This window comes from Salinigranum halophilum (assembly GCF_007004735.1).
GTDB classification, from domain to species: Archaea; Halobacteriota; Halobacteria; order Halobacteriales; family Haloferacaceae; genus Salinigranum; species Salinigranum halophilum.
In genome coordinates this window covers 119,961-144,066 of record NZ_SSNL01000004.1, presented here as the reverse complement: position 1 = coordinate 144,066, position 24,106 = coordinate 119,961, and the positions used below count along the sequence as shown (strand labels likewise).

The following is a 24,106-nucleotide window of genomic DNA, read 5'->3' as shown; positions in this document are numbered from 1 at the left end:
ATCATGGGCATCGCTGACACCTATTCCCGCGGCCGGAAAATCGCGATCGAGCGCCCCGGGGTGCTCTTGGTCGCACTGGTCGCCGTGGTGCTGGTCGCCGACCTCGCTCGGCAGTTCAGCACCGGCGACGTACAGGTCCACGACATCGGGTCGCTCGTCTGGGACGGCCTGATGCGGGGGCTCGTAATCGGCCTCGCTGGAATCGGTCTGTCGATGACGTACAGCATTCTGAACTTCGCGAACTTCTCACACGGTGATTACATCACCGCCGGCGCGTTCTCGGGGTGGGCGACGACCTACCTCATCGCCGGTGTTGCCCGCCCCAACGCCGACCTCGGGTCGCTCCTTCTGGTCGGGGCGGGCGGGTCGGTGTTCGGCGGCGCGCTGGGTATCGGCGTCTTGGGGACGCCGCTCGCCGTGGTACTCGGTCTCGTCGTCGCGGGGGGATTCACTATCCTCCTCTCGCTCGGCGTCGACCGGTTCATCTACAAGCCCATCCGGGACGAGGGGGGCATCACCCTCCTCATCACCAGCATCGGCGTCGCGTTCGCCCTGCGGTACCTGATGCAGTTCGTCTTCGGCTCCGACGTCCGGGGGACGACGGCACAGCCGCCCCAGATCGGGGCGTATCTCTGGGACGGTCAGGTGTTCATCTCGGCACACGACCTCGCGCTCGTCGTCGTCGCCGGCGGACTGATGCTCGGCGTGCACGTGCTCTTGCAGACGACGAAGCTCGGGAAGGCGATGCGTGCGATGGCCGACAACGAGGACCTCGCGCGCATCACGGGCATCCCGACCGAGCGCGTCGTTCGGTCGACGTGGATCATCGGTGGCGGACTCACCGGGGTCGCCGGCTACATGTTCGTCCTCTGGAAGGGGACGCTCGGCTTCAACGACGGCTGGCTCCTCTTGCTGTTGATCTTCGCTGCGGTCATCCTCGGCGGTATCGGCTCCATCTACGGCGCCATCGCCGGCGGGCTGATTATCGGTCTCACCGCGTCGATGTCGGTCATCTGGATCCCCTCCGCCTTCGCCCGGGCGGCGGCGTTCTTCGTCATGATCGTCATCCTGCTCGTCAAACCGCAGGGCATCTTCGCCGGGAGGTCCACCGCATGAGCGTCGCCGACCGCTTCACCGAGCGAATCCCGGGTGGCGACGCGGGACTCATCGTTCTGCTCCTCGCCGTACTCTACCTCGCGTACATCGTCAGTGGGGTCATCCTCGGCTTCTCGCTCCGCGGACAGCTGAACTCGCTGGCGGTGTTGACCTTCTTCATCGGCGTGTTCGCCATGCTGTCGCTCGCGTTGAACCTCCACTGGGGCTACACCGGGCTGTTCAACATCGGTATCGTCGGCTTCATGGCCGTCGGCATCTACGTCATGGCACTCGTCTCGAAGCCCATCTACCAGCCCGGCAGCGCGGCACAGGTTGGCGGACTCGGCCTCCCGCTCGTCGTCGGCATCATCGCCGGGATGGTCGCGGCCGCGTTGCTCGGCCTGGTCGTCGCGCTCCCCGCGCTCAGGCTCAGGGCGGACTACCTCGCCATCGTCACGATCGCGATGTCGGAGATCGTCCGCTTTACATTCCTCTCCTCGCAGTTCCAGCAGTTCCAGCTCTTCGGACGGAGAGTCGGCTTCGGCGGCGGCTCCGGCGTCATCCTCAACTTCCAGGACCCGCTGGAGGCGTTCTTCTCGGCGTTCGGCCTCTGGGACGCGTACCTCGGCCTCGTCGAGGCGTCGACGGCCATCATCCCGACGAACCCGAAACCGGTCGTCGACGGGCTCGTCTACGGTGGCGTCCTCCTCGTCTTCGTCGCGGGCTACTTCTGGCTCCTGAAGCGGACGGGCGAGTCGCCGTTCGGGCGCGTCCTCAAGGCTATCCGCGAGGACGAGGACGTCGCCAACTCGCTCGGCAAGGACACCAACGGCTTCAAGATCAAGTCGTTCATGCTCGGCTGTGCCCTCATGGGTCTGGCGGGTATCCTCTGGTTCATGACCCAGGGGGCGGTGACGCCGAACACGTTCCGCCCGCGCATCACCTTCTTCGTCTGGATCGCGCTCATCATCGGCGGTGCCGGCTCCAACACCGGGAGCATCGTCGGCGGCGCGATGTTCGCGGCCCTGCTGTATCAGGGCCCGCGCTACCTGAAGAACGTCATCGAGGAGATACTCCCCTCGGCGGACGCACCGAGTTCGTTCGGGCCGGCTATCTCGCCGCTCATCTCGCAGGCCGACCCGCTGCCGTTCGTCTTCTACACGCTCGACAGCGTCCGACAGCTCCAGTTGGTCATCATGGGCGTGGTGCTCATCTGGCTCATGCACAACCGGCCCGAGGGCCTCCTCGGCCACCGCAAGGAGACGGCGGCCAGTATCGACCTGACGGCGCGGCGCGGTCGTGCCGTCGCCGCGGACGGAGGTGAAGACGATGAGTGAAGCCACAGACACCGGCGGTGGGCAAGGCGCTCCCGACGAGATGGACGCCGACGCGGAGGCGCTCTCGGCGACGAGCGGTGTCGGGCTCGACCACGAGTACCCGCTCCGGGTCGAGGGGCTGGAGAAGTCGTTCGGCGGCATCACCGCCGTCGACGGCGCGAGCTTCCAGGTCGAGCAGGGGTCGCTGACGGGGCTCATCGGCCCGAACGGTGCCGGCAAGTCGACCACGTTCAACCTCATCACGGGGATGTACACGCCCGACGCGGGGACCGTGACGTTCAACGGCGAGGACATCACCGGAATGGAGCCGTACACCATCGCCAACCGCGGGCTCGTCCGGACGTTCCAGATCGCCCGCGAACTCAAAGACATGACCGTCCTGGAGAACATGATGCTTGCGCCGAAGGGACAGGTCGGCGAGAGCCTCTGGCGGTCTGTCACCCCGGGCGTCCGCGGGAAGGTCGTCGAACAGGAAGAAGAGCTCCTCGAGCGCGCGTGGGAGACGCTCGAGTTCTTCGAAATCGACCACATCGCCGAGGAGTACGCGGGCAACCTCTCGGGCGGGCAGCGGAAGCTGCTCGAGATGGCGCGTGCGCTGCTCACCGACCCGGACATGCTCCTCCTCGACGAGCCGTTCGCCGGCGTCAACCCCTCGCTGGAGAAACGCCTTCTCACCCACATCCACGAGCTACGTGAGGAGGGCTACACCTTCCTGCTCGTCGAACACGACATGGACCTCATCATGAACAACTGCGAGCACGTCATCGTTCTCCACCAGGGCAAGGTCCTCACCGAGGGCACGCCCGCGGACATCAAGTCGAACGAGGAAGTCATCGAGGCCTACCTCGGGGGGAACGTATGAGCCTGCTCGAGGTCGACGACCTCGACGCCGGCTACGGCGACCTCCAGATTCTCACGGACGTGGACATGTTCGTCGAGGACGGCGAGTACGTCACCATCGTCGGGCCCAACGGCGCGGGGAAGTCGACGCTGATGAAGAGTGTCTTCGGACTCACCACCCACATGGGCGGGAGCGTGACGTTCGAAGGCGAGGACATCACGGGGCTCATCCCCGAAGAGATCATCCACGAGGGTGTCGGCTACGTCCCACAGAACGACAACGTCTTCACCTCCCTCTCGGTACAGGAGAACCTCGAGATGGGGGCGTACATCCTCGACGACGTACCCGAGGACGCCCTCGAAGCGGTCTTCGAGCGCTTCCCGATCCTCCGCGAGCGGAGAGAGCAGAAGGCGGGGACGATGAGTGGCGGCCAACAGCAGATGCTCGCGATGGGCCGAGCGCTCATGCTCGAACCCTCCTTGCTCCTCCTCGACGAGCCCTCGGCCGGGCTCGCCCCCGACCTCGTCGACGACATGTTCGACCGCATCGACGCCATCAACGGCGACGGGACGGCCATCCTGATGGTCGAGCAGAACGCGAAGGAGGCACTCCGGCGCTGTGACCGCGGCTACGTCCTCGCCAACGGACAGAACCGCTACGTCGACACCGGCGACGCGCTCTTGAACGACCCGCAGGTCCGACAGGACTTCCTCGGCGGCTGAGGCGGCGCTCGGGCCGGGCGTCCGTTCTATCGGTCGGTCCGGTCGTCGGCCACCGTGACCAACACACCCCGCGAGCGCCGGCTCGGACGAGTCGGAGCCGGGACGATGGTCCGGCGCGGCCGCTCGTCGCGGTGAAAAAATCGAGAAGTGAGTCCGTTCAGTTGCCCGAGAGCGCGCTCTCGATGACCGACGAGTACGAGGACTCGCCGATGTTGAACGCGACCTGCGTCATGACCTCGCCGTCGAAGCTGTCCTCGAACACGCTGGCGAAGCGGTTCGACAGCTGCTGGCCGTAGTCGTTGTTGACGTACAGCGTCGACACCGAGGAGGCGCCGAGGCGCTCCGACATGACCTGCGCCATCACGCGCCCCTGCAGGCGGTCCGAGGGAGCCGTCCGGAAGATGTAGTCGTTGTCCTCGAGGTTCGTCACCGACAGCGCCGTCGACGACGGCGAGCAGCCGACGATCTCGTTCGGGATGGCGACCTGCTGAGACATGGGGACGTTCACACCGGAGGACGCAGTGCCACAGATGAACGGCACACCGGCGCTGGCCAGCGACTGACCGGCCGCGACGCCCGCGCTGGGCGAGGTCTGGGTGTCCTCGACCTGCGCGCTCACCGACAGCCCGGCCGGGTTCGACTCGTTGACGAGCATCCCGGGAATCTGTGCCGCCTGAATCATCGGCTGCCCGGTCGAGGCGAGGTCACCCGTCTCCGGGAGCAAGATTCCGAGCGAGATCTCACGGTCGCTGCCGCCCGGGCCGCTGTCCGCCGCCGGGCCGTTCCCGTCGGGGTTCTGACCGGAGAACGACTGGGTCTCGATGGTCGACGTCGACTGCGAGTCGACACCCTCGAACTCCCAGATGGCGTAGGCCGCGGAGGCCGGGTCGCCGTTCTGGTCGAAGTTCGTCGCCGAGGACGCGCCCTGGTAGTTGATGTCGTCGCCGTTGGCCGCGGCTTCGACGCCCTCGATGAAGTTCTGTGGGCCGACCTCCATCCCGCCGGGGTTGGAGATGCGGCGCATCTGGTCTTTGACGGCCGGACCGCTGTTCTCGCCGGCCGCCGCGTTGGCGAGGATACCGATGGCCGCGGAGTCGAACGACTGGGAGGTGAACACGCCGGGTGCGGAGCCGTACTGCTCCTGGAAGAGGTCGTTGAACGCCTGCTGGTTCGGGCCGCCGGCCGCCGGTGCCGTCCCCGTGACGTTCTCCATCGGGTTCCCGACCTGTGCGGGCAACGCGCCGTCGCGGAGACCGTCCGGGATGAGGATGGACTGGCTGCCGTCGGTCTGACTGTAGTAGTCGCGGAACAGTTGGATACCGGATTCGGGATAGCCGATGACGACGAGACCGTCGGGGCCACCCATCCCCCCGCCGGTGCTGGTCCCTTCGGTTTCGGTCATGTCGCCGCCGGAGTCGCCGCCCCCACTGGACTCGGTGCTGGAGTCACCGGAGCCACCGGAGTCGCCGCCTCCGCCGTTTCCACCGCCACCGATACAGCCAGCGAGACCAGCAACGCCCGCCGCGCCGGCTCCTTTCAGGAACTTACGTCGGTCGATATCACGGACCATGTTCCGTCGAAAGGTACAGCCGCTTATAAATCTACCCTTGTGAATAACATACACATCCAGCTCCGGAGACGGTTCGGTGACTGATTCGCAGCGATATCTTATTTATTAGTTGATGTTTTTGATATCGGGCGCGCCGTCGGTCCGACGGGAACCAACACGTTGAAACAGGCGCTCTCCGTCCCGTCTATCGAATGGCAATCCCGTCGTTTGTCATCGGTATCGCGGGAGGGACTGGCGCCGGGAAGACGACGGTTGCGCGACTCATCACGGAGAACGTCGGCGACTCGGTGGCTCGGATTCCCATCGACAACTACTACGAGGAACTGGACCACCTCGACTTCGAGGAACGGGAACGGCGGAACTACGACCACCCCTCGGCGTTCGAGTGGGAGCTCCTCCGCGAGCAGATGGGTCGACTGCTGGAGGGGCAGTCGGTCGAGATGCCGCAGTACGACTTCGCCGAACACAACCGGAAGCCGGAGCGGACGACGGTCGAGCCGACGGACGTCATCATCATCGAGGGGATTCTCGCCCTGCACGACGACGCGCTCAACGAGATGATGGACCTCCGACTGTACGTCGAGACGGACGCCGACGTCCGTATCCTCCGGCGAATCCAGCGCGACGTCATCGAGCGAGGCCGTGACCTCGAAGGGGTCATCGAGCAGTACCTCTCGACGGTCAAGCCGATGCACGAGCAGTTCATCGAGCCGACGAAGCGGAACGCCGACCTCATCGTCCCCGAAGGCGCGAACAGCGTCGCGGTGAGTCTCCTCGAAGAGAAAGTGCGCGCGGAGGTCACCGGCGACGCGCCCCGAACGTGGGAGCGCAACCCGGTAGAACTCGAACTCGACGCGGAGTACGACGAGCGGGACTAACCCCGCGTGCGGACGAACTCGTCGGCGCCCTCGTAGAACCAGAGGTCGTTCTCACGCATCGCCCGACCGAGCGCCTGGTGGAGTTCGACGAAGTCGGCGAACTCCTCTTTGTCGACCCCTTCGAAGACCTCCCGCAGGGGGACGACCCGCTCGGAGTCGATACGAATCGGGTCGTCGCCGTACTCGGCGACGAACTCGTCGCGAGAGAGCGGGAAGTCCTCGTCCTCGTCGATCTTCTTGGCGATGACGGCGTGGCCGTACTTCCGCCGGCCCTCGCTCCCCTGTTCTCCGTCGGGATCGTGTGGCCAGTCCATACCGCACGGTTGGGTGGACACCTGAAAGCCGTTACGCTGTCGGCCGTTATCGGGACTCTCGAACGACGGCGAGTGACACCGTCGTGTCGGTTCGGATGGCCTCCTGGGTCGCCTCGGCGTCGCGGAGCGTCCGTCGCCAGCGTTCGAGCGCCGCGTCGTCCGCGTCCGTCTCGACGCACAGCGTCACCGACACCGCCGTCACCGGAGGCTGGTACGCCGGACCCCCGTCCGCGTCCGTCGGGACGGTCCCGTCGACGACGATTCTGGTGACGTCGACCCGTCCGGCGACCGACTCGCAGAGCTCGTGGCTCGCCGCGGCGAGATACCCCGTGAAGAGCTCCAGCACCGTCGCCGTGGCCGCCGTCGTCTCAGCCGAACGGGTGAGTTCGAAGTCGAACGCACGCCGTGCCCGAGCCGCACGGTCGCCGTGGTCGGTACCCGAGCACCGGTCTAGCGCGTGGTCGTTCACCGCTTCGACCCGGTGGACGTTCGTTCCGAGTGTCGCACCCGACGGCACGCTCTCCGGCGCCGACGAACGGTCGGTCACGAGCAGCCCGCGGAGATAACTAACATTCTACCATGAAAGATGTGGCCAGTGTCTTGACTCTACTGGGCGGATTCGGGGGAGTCGTCCGTCCCGTCTCCGGTGCCGGACCGGGGCGTGACGAGGAGGTCGACGCCGACGAGGCCGGGGACCATCTCGAACGGGACGTCGTCGCCGACGAGTTGGTCGCGCCACGCGGTGAGACGGTCGGTCGACCCGTCGGTGTGTGCCTCGACTATTGCCCGGACGCGTCTCGGTGTCCGCTCGCGCCCCGCCCGCCAGTGGCCGTCCTCGCCGGGGGATTCGACCGCACCACCGTCAGACTGCGCTCTCCCGTGTTCGACCTCGACGACGACGCGGCTCACGTCGAGCGCGATGTCGAGCGTGGCCGACCGTCGGGCGGCGGCGGCACCGAGGTAGCTCGCCAGGAGTCCGAGCGTCAGGTCGTCGGCGGTGCCGCCCTCGACGACGAAGTCGAACGCACCTCGCCCCGGGCTCGAGGCCCGTTCGTTTCGCGCCTCGATTCGTTTGACGACGCGACGATTCACCACTGCGGCTCCGCCGACGTTCGACGTCTGATTCGGTGTCGTGGGTGGTGTCATTGGATGGCCTCACGGAGCGGACCGTCACTCGCCGGAGCGACGCCGGTCACGCCCCATTATTACAGCCAATATTATTTAAAAATAGAGTATGCGGAGAGTTCAATCGTCACCGTCCGACGACGGTTTAATCCGCAGGGATTCGGACACGACGCCGAGACGCCTCGCCGGACGGTCGGTGTCGGACGTCGGCTCAGTCGAGGAGCCCCAGCCCGGCGATGAGCGGCGCCGTCTGCTTCGGGACGATTCGTCCGGCGTCCCGTCGAGCGGTGAGCAACGGGAGGACGGTGTCGAGGTCCTCGGGCGTCCGGAGCACCGGTTGCATCGGGAGGAAGTCGACGTCGAGGTCGGCCTCGTCGCCGCGGGCAGCGAGCGTCGCCACCTCGGGTGCCTCGAAGGCGTCGGCGAAGTCGATGGGTTCGGTGAACGCCGCGTAGAACACCCGACCGTCGGGGGCGGGCCCGAGGACGACGGGCGTCGTCCGGAGTTTCATCGCCGCCGAGTCGATGGTCGCCCGCGTCAGGAACGGCGCGGTCCCACGGACGACGGCGACGGAGTCCACACCCTCTTCGCGGAGGAGGTGAGTCGCGGTGTTCCCCGCACGGGCGGCGTACGAGGAGCCGACCTGAACCTCGAATCGGACGTCGTCGGGGTCGTCGAGCGCGTCGGCCACGAGGGCGCGGGCCTCGGCTTCCGCATCGACGTCGTCCGTGGCCTGATACTCCTCGGGGAGGTGGTCCTCCGGGCGGTAGTTCACGAGGAGGTCACCGCCGGAGCGGGCGACGGCGACGAACGTGTCTTTCAGCATCGCAGCGTACAGGTCGGCGGCTTCCTCGGCGGTGAGTGGTCCTCCCTCGACGAGGTCCGAGAGCACCAGTCCGGGTCGCGGCGGGTCACAGAGGACGCAGACGACGGTCATGTTCGGGATGAACGGCGGCGTGGTCTTGAACGCGCCGCTTCAGGCACACGACGCACCGGGTCACACTATCGACTCCGCCGTCCCTTCGTCTGGCGGTAGTCGCGCCCGAGGACGTTCTCGACGAGGTGTTCGACGAACGCCTCGGTGTCGGCGTCGGTCTGCACCTCGAGCGCCTTCATCGGCACCAGTTCGAAGCCTCGCCCCCTGATGGTGGTCGCGTGCGCCGTCTCGATGTCGAACTCGTCCGGGGCGCGCGTGGTGTACTCGACGGCGAGCGACGTGAGTGCGCGCTCGCCGACGGGGACGATGATGTGGGGGTTTATCATCCTGATCTCGGCCGTCAGGAACGGGTCACAGTTCGTCACCTCCGCGTCGGTCGCGGGTCGTTCGGGGTGCCGACAGCGTGCGAGGTAGGTGAGAAAGACGTTCTGGAGGTCCGGCTCCGTCGACTCGGGCGGCGACCGCGAGAAGCCTAGCTCGCCGAGCACGCGCTGGAGTCGCTCGCCGGCCGCATCCCCCGTGAAGGGAACGCCCGTCCGGTCGGCCGCCTGTGAGGGTGAGTCGCCGACGAAGAGGAACTCGGCACCCACGTCGCCGTACCCGTGGACGACCTGCGTCCGGGTTTCGGGTAACGCGTCGCAGTTCGTACACGCTTCGTCCATGTTGAACGGGTTCTGGAGACGGTCTTGTTCTGCGTCCACAGTGGATGCAGGAGGTGAACCGGGAAAACCTGCGGGGGTCCTGTCGGTCGTGCCCCGTCTGCGACTGCCCGACTCGCCGCGCCGGAGGTGCGGAGTGAAAGTGAACGTCGAGAGATCACGAACCAGCGCCCACGCGTCGGGTTTGCGTCGCGACTTCGGCGTCGACGACTCGGTGGAAGTAGTCCGTCCCGTCAGCGACCGAGGCCGCCGCGCGCTTTCACTTCGAGGATGAAGCGGACGTTTCGGTAGATCTCCTCGGGCGTGGTCTCCTCGGATTCGTCGTAGAGGTCGCTCACGCGGTAGAGGAGGGCGGCGAGTTGCTGGCTCTCCGAGGACTCCCCGCGGAGGTCGTCGGCGACCGCACGGAGCAGCCGCATCCGCTCGGCGTCCGGTTCGACGCGCTCGTCGTCCGACACGCTCATCGGGAGACGCGGCGGCGGTGGACGGCACCGACGTTGTTGGCGACGTTCTCGGTCATCACCCGGAGGGCGTCGGCCGTCTCGCTCCCCTCTGCGAGGACCATCGGCTGCCCGCTGTCGCCGCCCTCTCGGATGGCCGGGTCGAGCGGGACCGACCCGAGGAAGGGCAGTTCGTTCTCGTCGGCGAAGCCGCGCCCCCCGCCGGCACCGAAGACGTCGTGGAGGGTACCGCAGTCCGGACACCGGAAGCCGGCCATGTTCTCGACGATTCCCAACACGTTGGTGTCGTGCTTGCCGAACATCCGCAGCCCCTTCCGGGCGTCGTCGAGTGCGACTGCCTGCGGGGTGGTGACGATGACCGCACCTGTGAGCGGGAGGGTCTGGAGGATGGTGAGCTGCGTGTCGCCCGTCCCGGGCGGGAGGTCGAGGACCATGTAGTCCAGCGACCCCCACTCGACGTCCTCGACCAGCTGGGTGAGGACTTTGTGGACCATCGGCCCCCGCCAGATGACGGGGTCGTCCTCGCCGACGAGGAAGGCCATGCTCATGAGCTTCATGCCGAACTTCTCGGGCGGGATGATGGTCTCCTGGGCCGTCGCCTGGGGGTGTTCGTCGGCGTCGACCATCCGCGGCACGTTCGGGCCGTAGACGTCGGCGTCGAACAGCCCGACGCGAGCGCCGAGCTTCGAGAGTCCCGCGGCGAGGTTGACCGCGATGGTCGACTTCCCGACACCACCCTTGCCGGAGGCGACGGCGATGATGTTCTTCACGCCGGGGAGCACCTCGTCGCCGGCGTCGCCCGGGAGCTTCGCCGTCAGGTCGGCCTCCAGCCCGGCGTCGGCGAGTGCCTCCCGGACTCGACGGGCGATGGCCGACTCCTGGGGCGAGTACGGCGCCCCGAGCGCCAGTGACACACGCGCGGTGTCACCGTGCAGTTCGACGGCGTTGACGAGCCCGAGCGAGACGATATCGTCACCGAGCGCCGGGTCATCGACCCCTCTCAGTAGCTCGCGTACCTCCGCTTCGTCCATGCCCGCTCATCCGTCTGTGCGGCGAATAAGGGTTTTGAACGGGGGGGGGTGTGGAACCGAACGGTTCGTGACCGCGTGGTCCCCCGCGACGCAGCGACCGCTGACACGGCCTGAGCGGCTCCGGGGGCGACCGACACCCGGACCCGAGTGCTCGCGCGAACGTCGTGCGTTATGTCAAAGATGACATTACGAACGGTCACGTTCTCCGCCAACGAGTAATTGATACTGGTTACGTTCCCCCCGAATCGACCCGGTAAGTTAAGACTCCGCACAGCCACGGTTCGCACATATGCTCGAGGACGACTTCGGCCGGGAGGTGACGGGGGTCCGGGTCTCACTGACGGACCGGTGTAACTTCGACTGCGTGTACTGCCACAACGAGGGGCTGGGTGACACGCGCGGCCCGATGGAGCCCGGCGACAACGAGATGTCGACCGACGACGTCGTGCGCTTCCTCGAAGTCGTCGAGGGGTACGGCGTCCGCAAGGTGAAGTTCACTGGCGGCGAGCCCATGCTCCGGCAGGACCTCGAGGAGATCATCCGGCGCACCCCCGACTCGATGGAGACGTCGCTCACCACGAACGGGACGTTCCTGCCGGGGCGGGCCGAGGCGCTGAAGGAGGCCGGTCTCTCGCGGGTGAACGTCTCACAGGACGCGCTCGACCCCGAGGCGTTCGCCGAAATCACGAAGTCCGGGGCGTACGACAAGGTGATGGAGGGCGTCCAGGCCGCCGTCGACGCCGGCCTCACCCCCGTCAAGCTGAACATGGTCGTCTTCGAGCACACCGCGGGCTACGTCGAGGAGATGGTCGACCACGTCGCGGCGAACGAGGGGCTCCAGCTCCAGCTCATCGAGTATATGCCGGAACTCACGGGCAAGCCCGAGTGGAACATCGACATCCAGCGGGTCCACGACTGGCTCGCCGACCTCGCCGACCGCGTCGAGCGGCGGTCGATGCACGGCCGCAGACGCTACTTCGTCGGCGAGGGGATGGTCGAAATCGTCGACCCCGTGGAGAACGAGTCGTTCTGCGCGAACTGCCACCGCGTGCGCGTCACGCACGAAGGCTATCTCAAGGGGTGTCTCAACCGCAACGACGACCTCCGCCCGATGGGTGAGATGACGCGTGCGGAGATCCGCGAGGCGTTCGAGGCGACGGTCGCGAACCGCGTGCCGTACTACGGTGAGTACCTCGTCAAGGACGACGACGGCGAGTGGGTGGTCAACGACGAGTACCTCGGCGTCGACCTCGACCCCGACCCGGTCGCCGCCGACGACTGAGCCCGCGTCGCAGCCACGACCCGCCGACTCGAGCCGTGGTCGGACGACCGTGTCGGCCATCGACACGCCGGCACTCCTTTCGTGACGTTTAAGTACGCGCTGCCAGTTGTATCGACTGCAAACACTGTAGGGGCGTCGGGTCCCGAGTCCGCGGATGGGCGACAGTGAATCAGAACGCGGGTTGCGGTAGCCAAGCCTGGCCCAAGGCGCAGGGTTGCTAACTCTGTGGCGTCAAGCCTCCGGGGTTCGAATCCCCGCCGCAACGCTCACCAAATTAGTCATGAGTGCAGAAGAACCACAGGACGACTCTGCCGAAGACGACGACCTTCGGTACTTCGTCAGAATCGGTCAGACTGACCTCGACGGGACGAAGAGCGTCGAGCGAAGCCTGGCGGACATGGACGGTATCGGGAAGCGTACAGCGCGAATCGTCGCTGACGCGGCCGAGGTCGACCGGATGGCGACCTTCGGGCGTCTCGACGAGGAGGACATCGAAGCCGTGGTGGAGGTCGTCGAGAACCTCCACGACCACATCCCGTCGTGGATGGCGAACCGCCAGCGCGACTTCTTCACGGGGGAGACGAACCACATCGTCGGTTCCGACCTCGGACAGAAGCGCACCCACGACATCAACCGGATGAAGATGATCAACTGCTACAAGGGCGTTCGCCACAAGCGTGGTCAGAAGGTCCGCGGGCAGCGAACGAAGTCCACGGGTCGCAGCGAGGGCACCATCGGTGTCAACGTCGAGGCGATCAAAGAGGACATGGCCGAAGACGCGGGTGACGACGAATGACCACCGGGAAGAACACCAAGTTCTACGAGACGCCGAACCACCCGTTCCAGGGCGAGCGCATCGCCGCGGAAGGCGGGCTCCTCGGCGATTACGGCCTGAAGAACAAAGAAGAGCTCTGGAAGGCGCAGTCACAGCTTCGTGACATCCGTCGCGAGGCGCGGCGTCTCCTCGGCGAGGCGCAGGGTGACGTCGAAGACGCCGAGGCCGCCGGCGCGACGTTCCTGAACCGGCTCCGCCGTCTCGGTATTCTCTCCGAAGAGGACGACATCTCCCAGGTGCTCGGGCTGGACGTCACCGACCTGCTCGAACGCCGCCTGCAGACGGTCGTCTACCGCAAGGGGCTGGCGAACACGCCGAACCAGGCGCGTCAGTTCGTCACTCACGGCCACATCACGGTCGACGGCGCTCGCGTCACGGTGCCGTCACGGAAGGTCGAGGTGGACGAGGCTGACCTCGTCTCCTTCGACGCGAACAGCCCGCTCGACGACGACCTCCACCCCGCGCGGGCGGAGGAACAGGAGTAACACAATGAGTGAAGGAGAGAAAGACCGGTGGGGTATCGCCCACATCCACGCGTCGTTCAACAACACGTTGATGACCGTCACCGACCAGACCGGCGCCGAGACCGTCGCGAAATCCTCGGGCGGGTCGGTTGTGAAGCAGAACCGCGACGAGGCGTCACCGTACGCCGCGATGCAGATGGCCGACGCCATCGCCGAGGAAGTGAAGGCGGCGGGCATCACGAAACTGCACGTCCGCATCCGCGGCCCCGGCGGGAACATGACGAAGTCACCCGGACCCGGTGCGCAGGCGGCCATCCGCGCGCTCGCCCGTGCCGGTATCGAAATCGGTCGTATCGAGGACGTCACGCCGCTGCCGCACGACGGCACCCGAGCGCCCAAGAACCGACGATTCTAAGATGACAGAACAGTTCGAAGTCGAGTTCATCGAACGCACCGAGCGAAAGGCGCGCTTCGTCGCGCGCGGGCTGACGCCGGCGTTCGCCAACGGCATCCGCCGGGCGATGATCGCCGACGTCCCGACGTTCTCCATCGACGACGTGCGGTTCGTGGAGAACTCCTCGGTGATGTTCGACGAGATGATCGGGCTCCGGCTCGGGCTCGTCCCGCTGACGACGCCCCTCGACGACTTCGAGGTCGGCGACGTCGTCACGCTGGCGCTCGACGTCGAGGGGCCGGCGACGGCGTACTCCGGCGACATCGAGTCGTCTGACGCGCTCGTCCAGCCGGCCGACGCGAACGTCCCCATCATCGAACTCAAGGAGGGACAGCGGCTCGAACTCGAGGCCGACGCCGTCTTGGAGACGGGCAAGCGTCACGCCAAACAGCAGGGCGGCGTGGCCGTCGGCTACCGACACCTCCAGCAGATCGAAGTGGTCGGTGACGATCCCGACGCCGAGTTCGACGAGCAGGAGCCGAACATCCTGCGCGGCGTCATCGAAGCGGACGGTGAACTCGTCCCCACGGAGGAGTTCGACAACGACCTCACGAACCGTTACCCCGGCAAGGAGGTCGCGGTCCACGACGTCCCCGGCGCGTTCGTCTTCCACGTGGAGACGGACGGGTCGTTCACCGTCGACGAACTGGTGACCCGCGCCGTCGACTCCATCGAAGCGCGTGCGGCCGAACTCGAAGAGAAAGTCGCGATTTAACCGAACAACAACGAACCGATGCGCCCCCGAAACCACCATCCCACGACGGCTCGCTCGCCCGCCTGGCCAGCAGAGCGGCCGCCCTCGCCAACTGTGAGGGTCGGGACGACAATCGAAAGCGGTTTCAAGGGGCACGCAGTAGCGGAGTATGCACGCAGGGATAGCCAAGTCTGGCCAACGGCGCAGCGTTCAGGGCGCTGTCCCATAGGGGTCCGCAGGTTCAAATCCTGCTCCCTGCATCCTCCGATTTCTCCTCACTGGACTACAGAACATGAGTAAGACGAACCCGAGACTCGCAAGTCTCATCGCCGAGCTGAAGGCGGCCTCGCGCGACTCCGGCGCCAACGTCTGGGCCGACGTCGCAGACCGCTTAGAGAAGCCACGGCGCACCCACGCAGAGGTCAACCTCGGACGCATCGAACGGTACGCCCGCGAGGACGAGACCGTCGTCGTCCCCGGCAAGGTGCTGGGCAGTGGTGTGCTGCAGAAGAACGTCACCGTCGCCGCCGTCGACTTCTCGTCGACCGCTCGCACGAAGATCGAGCAGGTCGGCGACGCCGTGACGCTGGAACAGTTAGCCGAACAGAACCCCGACGGCTCCAACGTACGGGTGATTCGATGAGCATGGCAGAGTTCGACGCGGACGTCGTCGTCGACGCCCGCGACTGTATCCTCGGTCGTGTCGCCAGCGAGGTCGCACAGAAGGCACTCGCCGGCGAGTCGGTCGCCATCGTCAACGCCGAGCACGCGGTCATCACGGGTTCCGAAGAGGACGTGATGAGCGTCTACCGCAAGCGCGTCGACGTCGGCTCCGACCGCGGACCGTACTACCCGAAGCGTCCCGACCGTCTCTTCAAGCGTGCCGTCCGCGGCATGCTCCCGTACAAGAAGCCGAAGGGCCGCGACGCGCTCGAACGCGTCCGCGTCTACGTCGGTAACCCGTACGACGAGGACGGCGAAGTCCTCGAAGGGACGTCGCTGGACCGCCTGTCGAACATCAAGTTCATCTCGCTCGGCGAAGTGAGCGAGAAGCTGGGGGCTAACGTCACATGGTAACCAACACGTCTGGCAAGAAGAAGACGGCCGTCGCCCGTGCCACCGTGCGCGATGGCGAAGGTCGCGTGCGCATCAACTCCCAACCGGTCGAACTGGTCGAGCCGGAGATGGCCCGCCTGAAGATGCTGGAGCCGTTCCGCATCGCCGGCGAGGACCTCCGCTCGCAGGTCGACCTCGACATCGACGTCTCCGGTGGGGGCGTGAGCGGGCAGGCCGACGCCGTCCGCACCGCCATCGCGCGCGGTATCGTCCAGCACCTCAACGACGCCGAACTCCGCGACGCGTTCATGGAGTTCGACCGTTCGCTGCTGGTGAACGACGTCCGTCAGTCCGAGCCCAAGAAGTGGGGCGGACCGGGCGCACGTGCACGCTACCAGAAGTCCTACCGCTAGGTGACCGAACCATGATGATTCCCGTCCGGTGTTTCACGTGCGGCAACGTCGTGGGTGAACACTGGGACGACTTCAAGACGCGAACGCAGGCCGGGGAAGACCCCGCCGAGGTCCTCGACGACCTCGGGGTCACGCGCCACTGCTGCCGTCGCATGATCGTCTCGCACAAGGACCTCGTCGACGTGGTGGCACCCTACCAATGACACGACAGCGTTACAACCGCTACGAGAAGGCCCGCATCCTGGGCGCACGAGCGCTGCAGGTGTCGTACGGCGCACCGGTGCTCATCGAAAGCGAGCAGTCCGAGCCCATCCTCATCGCCGCTGAGGAGTACGACGCGGGTGTGCTGCCCTTCACGGTCAGACGGGAGGGGAACTAACATGTCGCTGCCCGTCGCAGGTGGAGGTGACGCATGACGCTCATCAGCTCCGTCTCGCTCCGCCGTGTGCTCGACTCGCGTGGGAACCCGACCGTCGAGGCCGACGTCCTCACCGAGTCCGGTGGGTTCGGCCGTGCCGCCGCACCGTCGGGTGCGAGTACCGGCGAGTACGAGGCCATCGAACTCCCCCCGTCGGAGGCCATCGCCGCCGCTCGCCGGCTGGCGATTCCGCGCCTCGAAGGGGAAGTGTACGCCGGCGACCAGCGCGCCATCGACACGGCGCTTCGGGGCGCCGACGGTACGGAGAACTTCTCGGAGATCGGTGCCAACGCCGCCGTCGCCATCTCGATGGCGGCCGCGAAGGCCGGCGCGGACACGCTCGGCCTCCCGCTGTACCAGCATCTCGGGGGGGCGTTCCGCGGCGACAACTTCCCCATCCCCCTCGGTAACGTCATCGGGGGCGGAGAGCACGCCAAGGAGGCGACCCACATCCAGGAGTTCCTCGCCGCACCGGTCGGTGCACCCTCCGTCGCGGAGGCCGTCTTCGCGAACGCGAAGGTCCACGGTCGCGCCTCTGAACTCCTCGACGAGCGGGGCATCCCCGCCGCGAAGGGTGACGAGGGTGCCTGGGCACCGCCAATCTCGGACGCGGAGGCGTTCGAGGTCATGGAGGAGGCCGTCGGCGACGTCGCCGACGACCTCGGTTTCGAGATCAAGTTCGGTCTCGACGTCGCCGCGTCGGAGCTCCACTCGGACGAGACAGGTGGCTACGACTTCGGTGACGAGGTCAAGTCGACCGCGGAGATGATCACGTACATCGCCGAGATGGTCGACGAGTACGACCTCGCCTACGTCGAAGACCCCCTCGACGAGAACGACTACGAGGGCTTCGCCGAGCTGACCGACGAGGTGGGCGACCGGACGCTCATCTGTGGCGACGACCTGTTCGTGACGAACACGTCGCGCCTGCAGGACGGCATCGACGCCGGGGCTGGAAACTCCATCCTCATCAAGCCGAACCAGATTGGTTCGCTGACGGACGCCTTCGACGCCATCGAACTCGCCACCGAGCACGGGTACGACTCGGTCATCTCCCACCGCTCGGGTGAGACCGAAGACACCACCATCGCACACCTCGCTGTCGCCACCGACGCGCCGTTCATCAAGACCGGCACGGTGCAGGGCGAGCGAACCGCCAAACTGAACGAACTCATCAGAATCGCAGACGACGCAGTATGAGCGACAATGAAAACGACGTGGTCGAGGTCGTCGACGAGGAGGAGGCCGAGGAGGTCGCCACCGACGTCGAGGCCGAGGCCGAAGAAGAAGCCGAACAAGCCGCCGAGGCCGCCGAGGTCGAGGCCGAAGAGACAGACGCGGCCGACGAGGCCGCCGCCGAGGAGGAGGCCGAAGCAGAGGCCGTCTTCGACGAGGACGTCATGCCGGACGAGGAGGCCGACCTCCTCATCCCGGTCGAGGACTACCTCTCTGCGGGTGTCCACATCGGGACCCAGCAGAAGACGAAGGACATGGAGCGGTTCATCCACCGCGTCCGCGACGACGGTCTCTACGTGCTCGACGTCTCACAGACCGACCAGCGCATCCGCACGGCCGCGGACTTCCTCGCGAACTACGCGCCCGAGCAGATTCTCGTCACCTCCTCGCGCCAGTACGGTCGGTTCCCGGCGGAGAAGTTCGCCGACGCCGTCGGTGCGCGCGCCCGGACCGGGCGCTTCATCCCGGGGACGCTGACGAACCCCGACTACGCCGGCTACATCGAGCCGGACGTCGTCGTGGTGACCGACCCCATCGGTGACGCCCAGGCCGTCAAAGAGGCTATCACCGTCGGTATCCCGGTCATCGCGATGTGCGACTCGAACAACCAGACGTCGAACGTCGACCTCGTCGTCCCGACGAACAACAAGGGTCGACGCGCCCTGTCGGTCGTCTACTGGCTCTTGGCCAACGAGACGCTCGACCGCCGCGGCACCGACCAGGTGTACGCCCTCGACGAGTTCGAGGAAGTCTAGAGTTCTTTCGGAGTCACGTTTCGGGCCCACCGTTCCACGAGCGAGTCGAGAGCGGCGGCACTCGTCGACGCCGCCGACGCCGGTCGGCGTGTCCGCCGCACCGTCCCCCACCGTACGTGGAACGGGGTCACCCGACGACGCCGACCCTCCCCCGAAGGAGGTCGTGGTCGAACCACGCGAGAGACCGGTCACCCCAGGCGACGGGAGGCGTGAGTTCGTACGCCGTCCGCGCCGCCGCGAGGTCGTCGGTTCCGACGAGGACGGCGATCGGACGCTCGCCGACACGGTCGAGTCGGGCGTCATCACCGCGGACCAGTGCGACGGGGAACCCCGGAAGCACGAACGCGTCGTCGCCGCCGTCGACGGCGTCGGTCTCGACCGGCGTCGTGGCTGGCGTCCGGTACCGTCGGTCGAGTCGGGCCGCCGCCGTCTCGACGTCTCGGACGCCGACGACGACGGTGTCGACGCCGGAGAGAGCGGTGACGCCGTCCGTCTCCGTGACGCGCCACTCCCGTGGGGTCCTGTCGCCGATGACGAACGGGTAGAACCATCGGTCGTCGCCACCCTGGAAGAACTGGTCCCACTCCACGCGGCGACCGTCGGGTCTGTCGCGGCCGCCGTGGAGCGGTCCCTCGATAGCGAGACCGCAGTCGATAGCTCGTTTCGCCGCGGCGACGACGTCGTCGCTCCGAAGACACCACGCCGCCGGCCCCGCGCGGGCGGCGAGCGCCTCGGGCCAGAACCCCGCAGCGCCGGGGTCGGTCCCCGCCGTCGGCGCGATGTACTCGAGATACGACCCGTCCGGGAGGCCGGTCAGCGCCATCTGTGTCGTGCCGTCGGCGTGTGTGCCGCCGTGGTCGAACGGCAGGCCGACGCGGTCGAGCGCGTCACAGACCGGGGCGAGAGCGTCCCATCCGAACGCGACGTGGTCGATTCGCATGGGATGAACAGGGCAGCGAGCGTGATGAGCGTTCGGTCGGTGGGGGGACGGCCGGCTGTCCGGTGCCCGGTGTCCGGTGTTCTGTCCCGGTGGTCCGAAGGGTTTTGTCGCTTCCTCACCCACAGTGGAGTATGAATCTGTACCGGAGCGTCCGGGCGGTTGCCGAATCCACCGGCGACGGCTCCGGAGCGATCGACTGGGACGCCGTCGCCGAGGCGGCCCAGGCCTCTGTCGAACCGGGTTCGCTCGACCTGTCGTCGGCGGAGCGTGAGGGGTACGCCGCCGACGTGCGGGACGCCCGCCGACGCCTCCGCTCGGTCGGCGACGTCGAATTCGACGTCCCGCCGACCATCGAGATCCAGAACCGCCACCACTGGGTCGACGCCAACATCCGGACGTTCGAGCGAGTGATGCACCCCATCGAGGAGCACGGGACGACCGTTCTCCCGGGAGTAACCCGCGTCGTCAACACCGGGACGATGGCGTTCGTCCTCTCGTTTCTCGCGAAGCACGTCCTCGGCCAGTACGACCCGCTACTACTCGCCGACGGCGACGACGACCACGGGCTGTACTTCGTTCACCCGAACATCGTCCGGGTCGCCGAACTCCTGGACGTCGAGTACCCTCGATTCCGCCGGTGGATCGCCTTCCACGAGGTGGCCCACGCCGCGGAGTTCGGCGCGGCCCCGTGGCTTTCGGACCACCTCGAGAGTCGGATGGAGCGCGGCCTCGACGCGCTCGCTGCAGGCGACCTCGACAGGGAGGCGTTCGCGGACCTCGACGTGGCGATGACCGCCGTCGAGGGCTACGCCGAACTGCTGATGGACCGGGCGTTCGACGACGAGTACGCCGACCTTCGCGAGAAACTCGACGCCCGCAGACAGGGTGGCGGTCCGCTTGCCCGTGTGGTCCGTCGGCTGCTCGGTCTCGGTCTCAAACGACGGCAGTACGAGCGCGGTGCCCGGTTCTTCCGTGCGGTGGCCGACGCCCGCGGCGTCGCCGCTGCCAGCCGGGTCTGGGACCGCCCGGAGAACCTCCCGACTAGCGCCGAACTCGACGACCCCTCGCGGTGGCTCCGCCGCGTCGACCCCTGAAGGGTTCCGGACGCCCTCTCGCGTTCACTCCGCTGTTCTCTGTTCTCCCGTCCTCTGTTCTCTCGTTATCTCTTCAGCGGCGCGGTCGACGCTGGTTCGTCTCCCGTCGGAACTGCGCCGACCAGCGTCGGAGCCACAGGAGCAGTACCCCACCGAGGACGAGCGCCCCGCCGATGGCGAGTCCGACCTGGAGCGGCGCCGCCCCGGCCTGTGCCGCGACGAGACCACCGGAGACGCCGACGAGGACGACGAATCCGACCTGAAGGCGGGTGTACGCGACCTGTCGCTCGTCGTCGGTGATGCTCGGTCCGACCATTATTCGGCGTCCTGTTGGGGGCGGTGCGGTGCCGAGACGTGCATGGTGGCGAACACCCACTCGCGGGCGTCACCGTCGCCACGGGGTTCGAGCACGCCACTCCATCGGGTCTCGAACGCGTGGGACGTCTCGCGACCCGTCTCGCGCCACGAGAGGTCCACCACGTCGGTGAACCACACGCACGCGTCGTCGGTCGGCGGTTCGTGCGTCCGGAGGTCGTGACTGTCGACGGTCCACGCCGCCGTCGTCCGCGTCTGCTCGCGGAGGGATTCGGCGACGTCGTCGAAGCCGACGACCCGCGAGAACACCCCCACTTTGACGACGTCCGGCCGCTCCGCGAAGTACGGTGCCAGCGGCTCTCCGCGACGGAGGGCCTCGTAGTAGTCGAGGACGGTCTCCCGAGCGCTCATACGCGGTGGCAAGGGGCGAGAGGATTTGAATCCGCGGGACACGACAGTCACGCGAAGCCGCGGCCGATGTCGTCGTCGTCGATGAGGTCTTCGAGTTCGGCTTCGAGTAGTTCCTCGCTCTCTTCGAACGTCGACGACAGGTCGTCGAGGCGGTCGGGACGGCCGGTGAACTCGTACTCCATCGGACCGAACGCCGGGCTCTCGATGGCCTCCATGAGGTCCTCGAAGAAGTCCTCGGGCGAGGTGGGCGCCTCGCTGTGGACGCGGAGCGTCTCGCGCAGTCGGGTTCCCATCGTCTCCGCGTGGTCTTCGTCTTCGGGCGCGCGCTGGACGGCGAACCGTCCGTGGTCGTCGCCGGCGGGAAGCAGCGGGTCGATGTCGCCGTCGACCTTCCGGGCCACCTGTGCCCCCACGCCCTTCAGCTCGTAGGGGTTCTTCGCGTACGTTTTGAGGTGGTAGACGCCCCGTGCGGGGTGTCCGAAGTAGAGGTCTTCACCGACGCCGTCGCGGCGCTGCCCGGCGACGGCACGCCACCCCGCCGGTTCGGTCGACTCCGCCGACACCTCGGCGAGGATATCTTTCCAGTCGCGGACGCGCATGAGAGGAGGTAACGGTAGCACACACCTTAGCGTATCGGTCACGACGCCGACGTGGACATCAGTCTCGAGAACGGCGCAGGGAGATTCATATCGGTCGGTGCAAAGCAGTTCGGTATGCCAGACATCTCGGTCACCGACGACCAACGCGAGCGGCTCCGCCGGGTCCAAGAGCGACTCGCCGCGGACGTCGTCTACGGACACGTCAGGCCGCGCGACGCAATCGAGTTCCTACTCGACAGCGTCGAGGAGGCAACAGCGGCCGACGCGGACGGGGCGGCGTCGACAGCGACACTGGAGACGGCAGCGGCGGACACGAACGCGAACGCGAGCGCCGAGTTCGAGGTCCGCAACGGCAGGCCGGCCGCGAGCCACCGAGCGGCCACCGATGAGGATGCGGCGGCGGGCGACGCCCCCGAGAACGAAGCTGATGCGCGGGCCGCTGACGGAGCCGAGGGGTCCGACGGACCGGACGAGGGAGCCGACAAGGGGAGTGACGACGCGGGAGCGGCAGGCGACGACGCGCGACTGAACTCGGTGATGAGTCTGCTCGACGACCACGGCGAGGTGTGGCGCGAAGCCGACGGTGGCGAGGCGAAGTACGAGGTCGACCTCCCCGACGGCGGCACCGAGCGTGCGCGGACGAAAGACGACGTCCGAGCGGTCCTGTTCGAACACTATCGGTGAGGTGAGCGACGACCGCTGGGGAGTCGGCGTCCCGGGTCAGCGTCGGACGAGGGACAGGCCGAGTCCCGTGGCGACGACGGCGATGCCCGCGAGGACGACGAACAGTTCGGCGGGCGCGGCGTAGGTGAGGACGACCCCGGCGACGGTGCCGCCGAGCGCGCCGACGCCGAAGACGCCGAAGTAGGTGTAGCCGTACGAGAGCCCCCGGGCGTCCGCGGGGCTGTACTCGGCGACGGTCGCCTGGTAGAACGGCTGGACGAAGAAGAGGAAGAAGCCGATGACGGCTCCGAGGACGACGAGCGGAGCCACCCCCGTGTCTGCGACGGGGAGGAACACGAGCGCGAGAAGGGCCAACATGCCGAAGCCACCGACGATGCCTTTCTCGACGTCGATTCGGTCCGAGAGCTTCCCCCCGGCGTACTGGCCGAAGACGCCGACGACGAGCAGTCCCGCGTAGAAGTACCGCTCGGGGCGGACGAGCTGGGAGCCGCCGCCGATGGCCCGGGCGAGTTCGGCCGGGAGCACCGCCGAGAGTGGGAACGGCTCGAAGCCGGGGACCGAGCTCAAGACACCGGGGAGGAACGTCAGAAAGCCCCGGTAGTACAGCCCCGAACAGAGCGCGACGACGAACACGAGGACGAACCCGCCGGTGAAGAGCCGCAGCGATTCGGTGCGGAAGTCGGCGAGCGAGTCGACGCCCGAAGTGGCTTTCGAGCCACCGTCGGTGGACGCGTCCTCGCCGCCGTCCGTGCTCGGCGTGACCGCCGCCGTCTCGTCGAACTCCGCGCGCGAGGCGTACAGTCCCGCCACGAGCGCGGGGACGGCCAAAAGCGCCGCGACGAGCGTCCAGTCCAAGAACAAGAGGAGGAGCGTCGTCACGAGCGGACCGCCACCCTGCCCGATGTTTCCGGCGATACCGTGGTACGCAAAGCCCGTGCCGCGCTCTTCGACGCCCTTCGAGAGCAGCGCGAGCCCGGCGGGGTGGTAGACCGACGCCGCGATTCCCCACACCAACAGCGCGAGCGTCACGGCGACGAGGCCCGGAGCCACCGCGAGTAAGAGGAACGACGCGGCCATGCCGAAGAGGCAGGCGCGGATGAGGCGCCGCGAACCGACCCGGTCGACGAGGACGCCGCTGGGGAGTGCACCCGCGCCGAACAGCCCGTAGCCGGCAGTGACGACGACCCCGAGCGTCGCCGTCGTGACGCCGACCTGCGTGAAGCCGAGGTCGACCGCCGAGAATTCGACGAGCCAGATGGAGACGAAGATCGGAATCGACAGTTCGTAGGTGTGGACCATCCCGTGTGCGAGACTCACCAGTGCGACGATGGAGCGGTCGTTCCGATTCACATCTGAGTGCAGAGTCCCGGGTGATTTACCCCTTCGGGTCGGCGCAGCTCGTATCAGAAAAGGACCCCCTCAACCGAAGAGACGTCCCCGGAACCATCGTCTCACGGCTCTCAGAGGGGTCCTGCGTCCAGTATCG

At 67.1% G+C, this 24,106-nt stretch carries 32 protein-coding genes and 2 tRNA genes; 21 read left to right on the top strand and 13 right to left on the bottom strand.

Translation table 11 applies throughout. From position 1 onward, the window contains the following. Window positions 1–171: 171 nt before the first annotated feature. The 4 genes from E6N53_RS09365 to E6N53_RS09350 are packed head-to-tail and all read left to right on the top strand — an operon-like array spanning window position 172 to window position 3,995. Window positions 172–1,116 carry a branched-chain amino acid ABC transporter permease gene (locus E6N53_RS09365; protein ID WP_236639664.1) on the top strand — a complete coding sequence of 315 codons (945 nt, stop codon included), beginning with the start codon at window positions 172–174 and terminating at the stop codon, window positions 1,114–1,116. Further along, a complete protein-coding gene (locus tag E6N53_RS09360; protein WP_142858740.1) occupies window positions 1,113–2,432 on the top strand; it encodes a branched-chain amino acid ABC transporter permease in 1,320 nt (439 codons plus the stop codon). Before E6N53_RS09365 ends, E6N53_RS09360 begins: the two co-directional genes overlap by 4 nt. A 40-nt stretch (window positions 2,433–2,472) precedes the next feature. Continuing rightward, window positions 2,473–3,294 (top strand): ABC transporter ATP-binding protein, encoded by an 822-nt coding sequence (locus E6N53_RS09355; protein ID WP_236642344.1) that lies wholly within the window; start codon window positions 2,473–2,475, stop codon window positions 3,292–3,294. Beyond that, window positions 3,291–3,995 carry an ABC transporter ATP-binding protein gene (locus tag E6N53_RS09350; protein ID WP_142858735.1) on the top strand — a complete coding sequence of 235 codons (705 nt, stop codon included), beginning with the start codon at window positions 3,291–3,293 and terminating at the stop codon, window positions 3,993–3,995. Before E6N53_RS09355 ends, E6N53_RS09350 begins: the two co-directional genes overlap by 4 nt. 157 nt (window positions 3,996–4,152) lie before the next feature. Here the strand turns inward: E6N53_RS09350 and E6N53_RS09345 are convergent, their stop codons facing one another. After that, window positions 4,153–5,565 carry an ABC transporter substrate-binding protein gene (locus E6N53_RS09345; protein WP_142858732.1) on the bottom strand — a complete coding sequence of 471 codons (1,413 nt, stop codon included), beginning with the start codon at window positions 5,563–5,565 and terminating at the stop codon, window positions 4,153–4,155. Between the two features lie 191 nt (window positions 5,566–5,756). Here E6N53_RS09345 and udk point away from each other — a divergent pair, with 191 nt between their 5' ends. After that, window positions 5,757–6,443, top strand: coding sequence for a uridine kinase (gene udk, locus E6N53_RS09340; RefSeq protein WP_142858730.1), 687 nt, complete (start codon window positions 5,757–5,759; stop codon window positions 6,441–6,443). On the opposite strand, the gene E6N53_RS09335 is transcribed toward udk, so the two are convergent. The 7 genes from E6N53_RS09335 to E6N53_RS09305 all read right to left on the bottom strand — a co-directional run bounded on the left by E6N53_RS09335 (window position 6,440) and on the right by E6N53_RS09305 (window position 10,970). Then, the gene (locus E6N53_RS09335; RefSeq protein WP_142858728.1) at window positions 6,440–6,757 is read right to left on the bottom strand and encodes a DUF5785 family protein; all 318 of its coding nucleotides are present in this window, start codon (window positions 6,755–6,757) and stop codon (window positions 6,440–6,442) included. The genes udk and E6N53_RS09335 overlap by 4 nt on opposite strands. A gap of 46 nt (window positions 6,758–6,803) precedes the next feature. Then, window positions 6,804–7,304 (bottom strand): hypothetical protein, encoded by a 501-nt coding sequence (locus tag E6N53_RS09330; protein WP_142858726.1) that lies wholly within the window; start codon window positions 7,302–7,304, stop codon window positions 6,804–6,806. Between the two features lie 59 nt (window positions 7,305–7,363). Next, window positions 7,364–7,903 carry a hypothetical protein gene (locus E6N53_RS09325; RefSeq protein WP_142858724.1) on the bottom strand — a complete coding sequence of 180 codons (540 nt, stop codon included), beginning with the start codon at window positions 7,901–7,903 and terminating at the stop codon, window positions 7,364–7,366. Between the two features lie 190 nt (window positions 7,904–8,093). Next, window positions 8,094–8,819 carry a DUF2064 domain-containing protein gene (locus tag E6N53_RS09320; RefSeq protein WP_142858722.1) on the bottom strand — a complete coding sequence of 242 codons (726 nt, stop codon included), beginning with the start codon at window positions 8,817–8,819 and terminating at the stop codon, window positions 8,094–8,096. 65 nt (window positions 8,820–8,884) lie between these two features. After that, the gene (locus E6N53_RS09315; protein ID WP_136590082.1) at window positions 8,885–9,520 is read right to left on the bottom strand and encodes a uracil-DNA glycosylase; all 636 of its coding nucleotides are present in this window, start codon (window positions 9,518–9,520) and stop codon (window positions 8,885–8,887) included. A 191-nt stretch (window positions 9,521–9,711) separates the two neighbouring features. Further along, a complete protein-coding gene (locus tag E6N53_RS09310) occupies window positions 9,712–9,942 on the bottom strand; it encodes a DUF7976 family protein (RefSeq protein WP_142858720.1) in 231 nt (76 codons plus the stop codon). After that, on the bottom strand, window positions 9,939–10,970 hold the full coding sequence (locus E6N53_RS09305; protein WP_142858718.1) for an Mrp/NBP35 family ATP-binding protein: 1,032 nt from the start codon (window positions 10,968–10,970) through the stop codon (window positions 9,939–9,941). The genes E6N53_RS09310 and E6N53_RS09305 overlap by 4 nt, the downstream gene beginning before the upstream one ends. Before the next feature lie 289 nt (window positions 10,971–11,259). Between E6N53_RS09305 and moaA the strand changes: the two genes are divergently transcribed. From moaA to rpsB, 14 genes are all read left to right on the top strand, one after another. Beyond that, a complete protein-coding gene (gene moaA / locus E6N53_RS09300) occupies window positions 11,260–12,252 on the top strand; it encodes a GTP 3',8-cyclase MoaA (RefSeq protein WP_142858716.1) in 993 nt (330 codons plus the stop codon). Between the two features lie 180 nt (window positions 12,253–12,432). Then, window positions 12,433–12,517, top strand: a tRNA-Ser gene (locus E6N53_RS09295). A gap of 15 nt (window positions 12,518–12,532) precedes the next feature. Next, window positions 12,533–13,048 (top strand): 30S ribosomal protein S13, encoded by a 516-nt coding sequence (locus E6N53_RS09290; RefSeq protein WP_142858713.1) that lies wholly within the window; start codon window positions 12,533–12,535, stop codon window positions 13,046–13,048. Then, entirely contained in the window at window positions 13,045–13,572 is a 528-nt protein-coding gene (locus E6N53_RS09285) for a 30S ribosomal protein S4 (RefSeq protein ID WP_136590077.1), read from the top strand. Before E6N53_RS09290 ends, E6N53_RS09285 begins: the two co-directional genes overlap by 4 nt. A 4-nt stretch (window positions 13,573–13,576) precedes the next feature. Beyond that, window positions 13,577–13,966 carry a 30S ribosomal protein S11 gene (locus E6N53_RS09280; RefSeq protein WP_136590076.1) on the top strand — a complete coding sequence of 130 codons (390 nt, stop codon included), beginning with the start codon at window positions 13,577–13,579 and terminating at the stop codon, window positions 13,964–13,966. Between the two features lies 1 nt (window position 13,967). Then, a complete protein-coding gene (locus tag E6N53_RS09275; protein ID WP_136590075.1) occupies window positions 13,968–14,720 on the top strand; it encodes a DNA-directed RNA polymerase subunit D in 753 nt (250 codons plus the stop codon). Between the two features lie 154 nt (window positions 14,721–14,874). Beyond that, window positions 14,875–14,959: transfer RNA gene (locus E6N53_RS09270), tRNA-Leu, on the top strand. 32 nt (window positions 14,960–14,991) lie between these two features. Next, the gene (locus E6N53_RS09265) at window positions 14,992–15,342 is read left to right on the top strand and encodes a 50S ribosomal protein L18e (RefSeq protein ID WP_136590074.1); all 351 of its coding nucleotides are present in this window, start codon (window positions 14,992–14,994) and stop codon (window positions 15,340–15,342) included. Continuing rightward, entirely contained in the window at window positions 15,339–15,776 is a 438-nt protein-coding gene (locus E6N53_RS09260) for a 50S ribosomal protein L13 (RefSeq protein ID WP_136590073.1), read from the top strand. The genes E6N53_RS09265 and E6N53_RS09260 overlap by 4 nt, the downstream gene beginning before the upstream one ends. Next, complete coding sequence (locus E6N53_RS09255; protein ID WP_136590072.1) at window positions 15,770–16,168, top strand: 30S ribosomal protein S9; 399 nt, start codon at window positions 15,770–15,772, stop codon at window positions 16,166–16,168. The genes E6N53_RS09260 and E6N53_RS09255 overlap by 7 nt, the downstream gene beginning before the upstream one ends. A gap of 11 nt (window positions 16,169–16,179) precedes the next feature. Beyond that, the gene (locus tag E6N53_RS09250) at window positions 16,180–16,371 is read left to right on the top strand and encodes a DNA-directed RNA polymerase subunit N (protein ID WP_136590071.1); all 192 of its coding nucleotides are present in this window, start codon (window positions 16,180–16,182) and stop codon (window positions 16,369–16,371) included. Beyond that, on the top strand, window positions 16,368–16,547 hold the full coding sequence (locus E6N53_RS09245; RefSeq protein ID WP_142858710.1) for a DNA-directed RNA polymerase subunit K: 180 nt from the start codon (window positions 16,368–16,370) through the stop codon (window positions 16,545–16,547). The genes E6N53_RS09250 and E6N53_RS09245 overlap by 4 nt, the downstream gene beginning before the upstream one ends. Window positions 16,548–16,580: 33 nt before the next feature. Continuing rightward, the gene (gene eno, locus E6N53_RS09240) at window positions 16,581–17,786 is read left to right on the top strand and encodes a phosphopyruvate hydratase (protein WP_142858708.1); all 1,206 of its coding nucleotides are present in this window, start codon (window positions 16,581–16,583) and stop codon (window positions 17,784–17,786) included. Continuing rightward, a complete protein-coding gene (rpsB, locus tag E6N53_RS09235) occupies window positions 17,783–18,577 on the top strand; it encodes a 30S ribosomal protein S2 (protein ID WP_136601899.1) in 795 nt (264 codons plus the stop codon). The genes eno and rpsB overlap by 4 nt, the downstream gene beginning before the upstream one ends. A 127-nt stretch (window positions 18,578–18,704) precedes the next feature. On the opposite strand, the gene E6N53_RS09230 is transcribed toward rpsB, so the two are convergent. Beyond that, window positions 18,705–19,517, bottom strand: a complete 813-nt coding sequence (locus E6N53_RS09230; protein ID WP_142858706.1) for a VOC family protein — start codon at window positions 19,515–19,517, stop codon at window positions 18,705–18,707. A gap of 131 nt (window positions 19,518–19,648) precedes the next feature. Between E6N53_RS09230 and E6N53_RS09225 the strand changes: the two genes are divergently transcribed. Further along, window positions 19,649–20,611: a zinc-dependent metalloprotease gene (locus E6N53_RS09225; protein WP_142858704.1), complete on the top strand. Its 963-nt coding sequence runs from the start codon at window positions 19,649–19,651 to the stop codon at window positions 20,609–20,611. A gap of 73 nt (window positions 20,612–20,684) precedes the next feature. Here the strand turns inward: E6N53_RS09225 and E6N53_RS09220 are convergent, their stop codons facing one another. Genes E6N53_RS09220 through E6N53_RS09210 form a run of 3 tightly spaced genes read right to left on the bottom strand, consistent with a single transcriptional unit; the run spans window position 20,685 to window position 21,936 of the window. Further along, window positions 20,685–20,927, bottom strand: a complete 243-nt coding sequence (locus E6N53_RS09220) for a hypothetical protein (protein WP_142858701.1) — start codon at window positions 20,925–20,927, stop codon at window positions 20,685–20,687. Next, on the bottom strand, window positions 20,927–21,337 hold the full coding sequence (locus E6N53_RS09215) for a nuclear transport factor 2 family protein (protein ID WP_142858699.1): 411 nt from the start codon (window positions 21,335–21,337) through the stop codon (window positions 20,927–20,929). The genes E6N53_RS09220 and E6N53_RS09215 overlap by 1 nt, the downstream gene beginning before the upstream one ends. A 47-nt stretch (window positions 21,338–21,384) precedes the next feature. Continuing rightward, a complete protein-coding gene (locus E6N53_RS09210) occupies window positions 21,385–21,936 on the bottom strand; it encodes a hypothetical protein (protein ID WP_142858697.1) in 552 nt (183 codons plus the stop codon). Window positions 21,937–22,050: 114 nt separating this feature from the next. Between E6N53_RS09210 and E6N53_RS09205 the strand changes: the two genes are divergently transcribed. Beyond that, on the top strand, window positions 22,051–22,620 hold the full coding sequence (locus tag E6N53_RS09205) for a hypothetical protein (RefSeq protein ID WP_142858695.1): 570 nt from the start codon (window positions 22,051–22,053) through the stop codon (window positions 22,618–22,620). A gap of 36 nt (window positions 22,621–22,656) precedes the next feature. Here the strand turns inward: E6N53_RS09205 and E6N53_RS09200 are convergent, their stop codons facing one another. Then, window positions 22,657–23,970, bottom strand: coding sequence for an MFS transporter (locus E6N53_RS09200; RefSeq protein WP_142858692.1), 1,314 nt, complete (start codon window positions 23,968–23,970; stop codon window positions 22,657–22,659). Window positions 23,971–24,106: the final 136 nt, after the last annotated feature.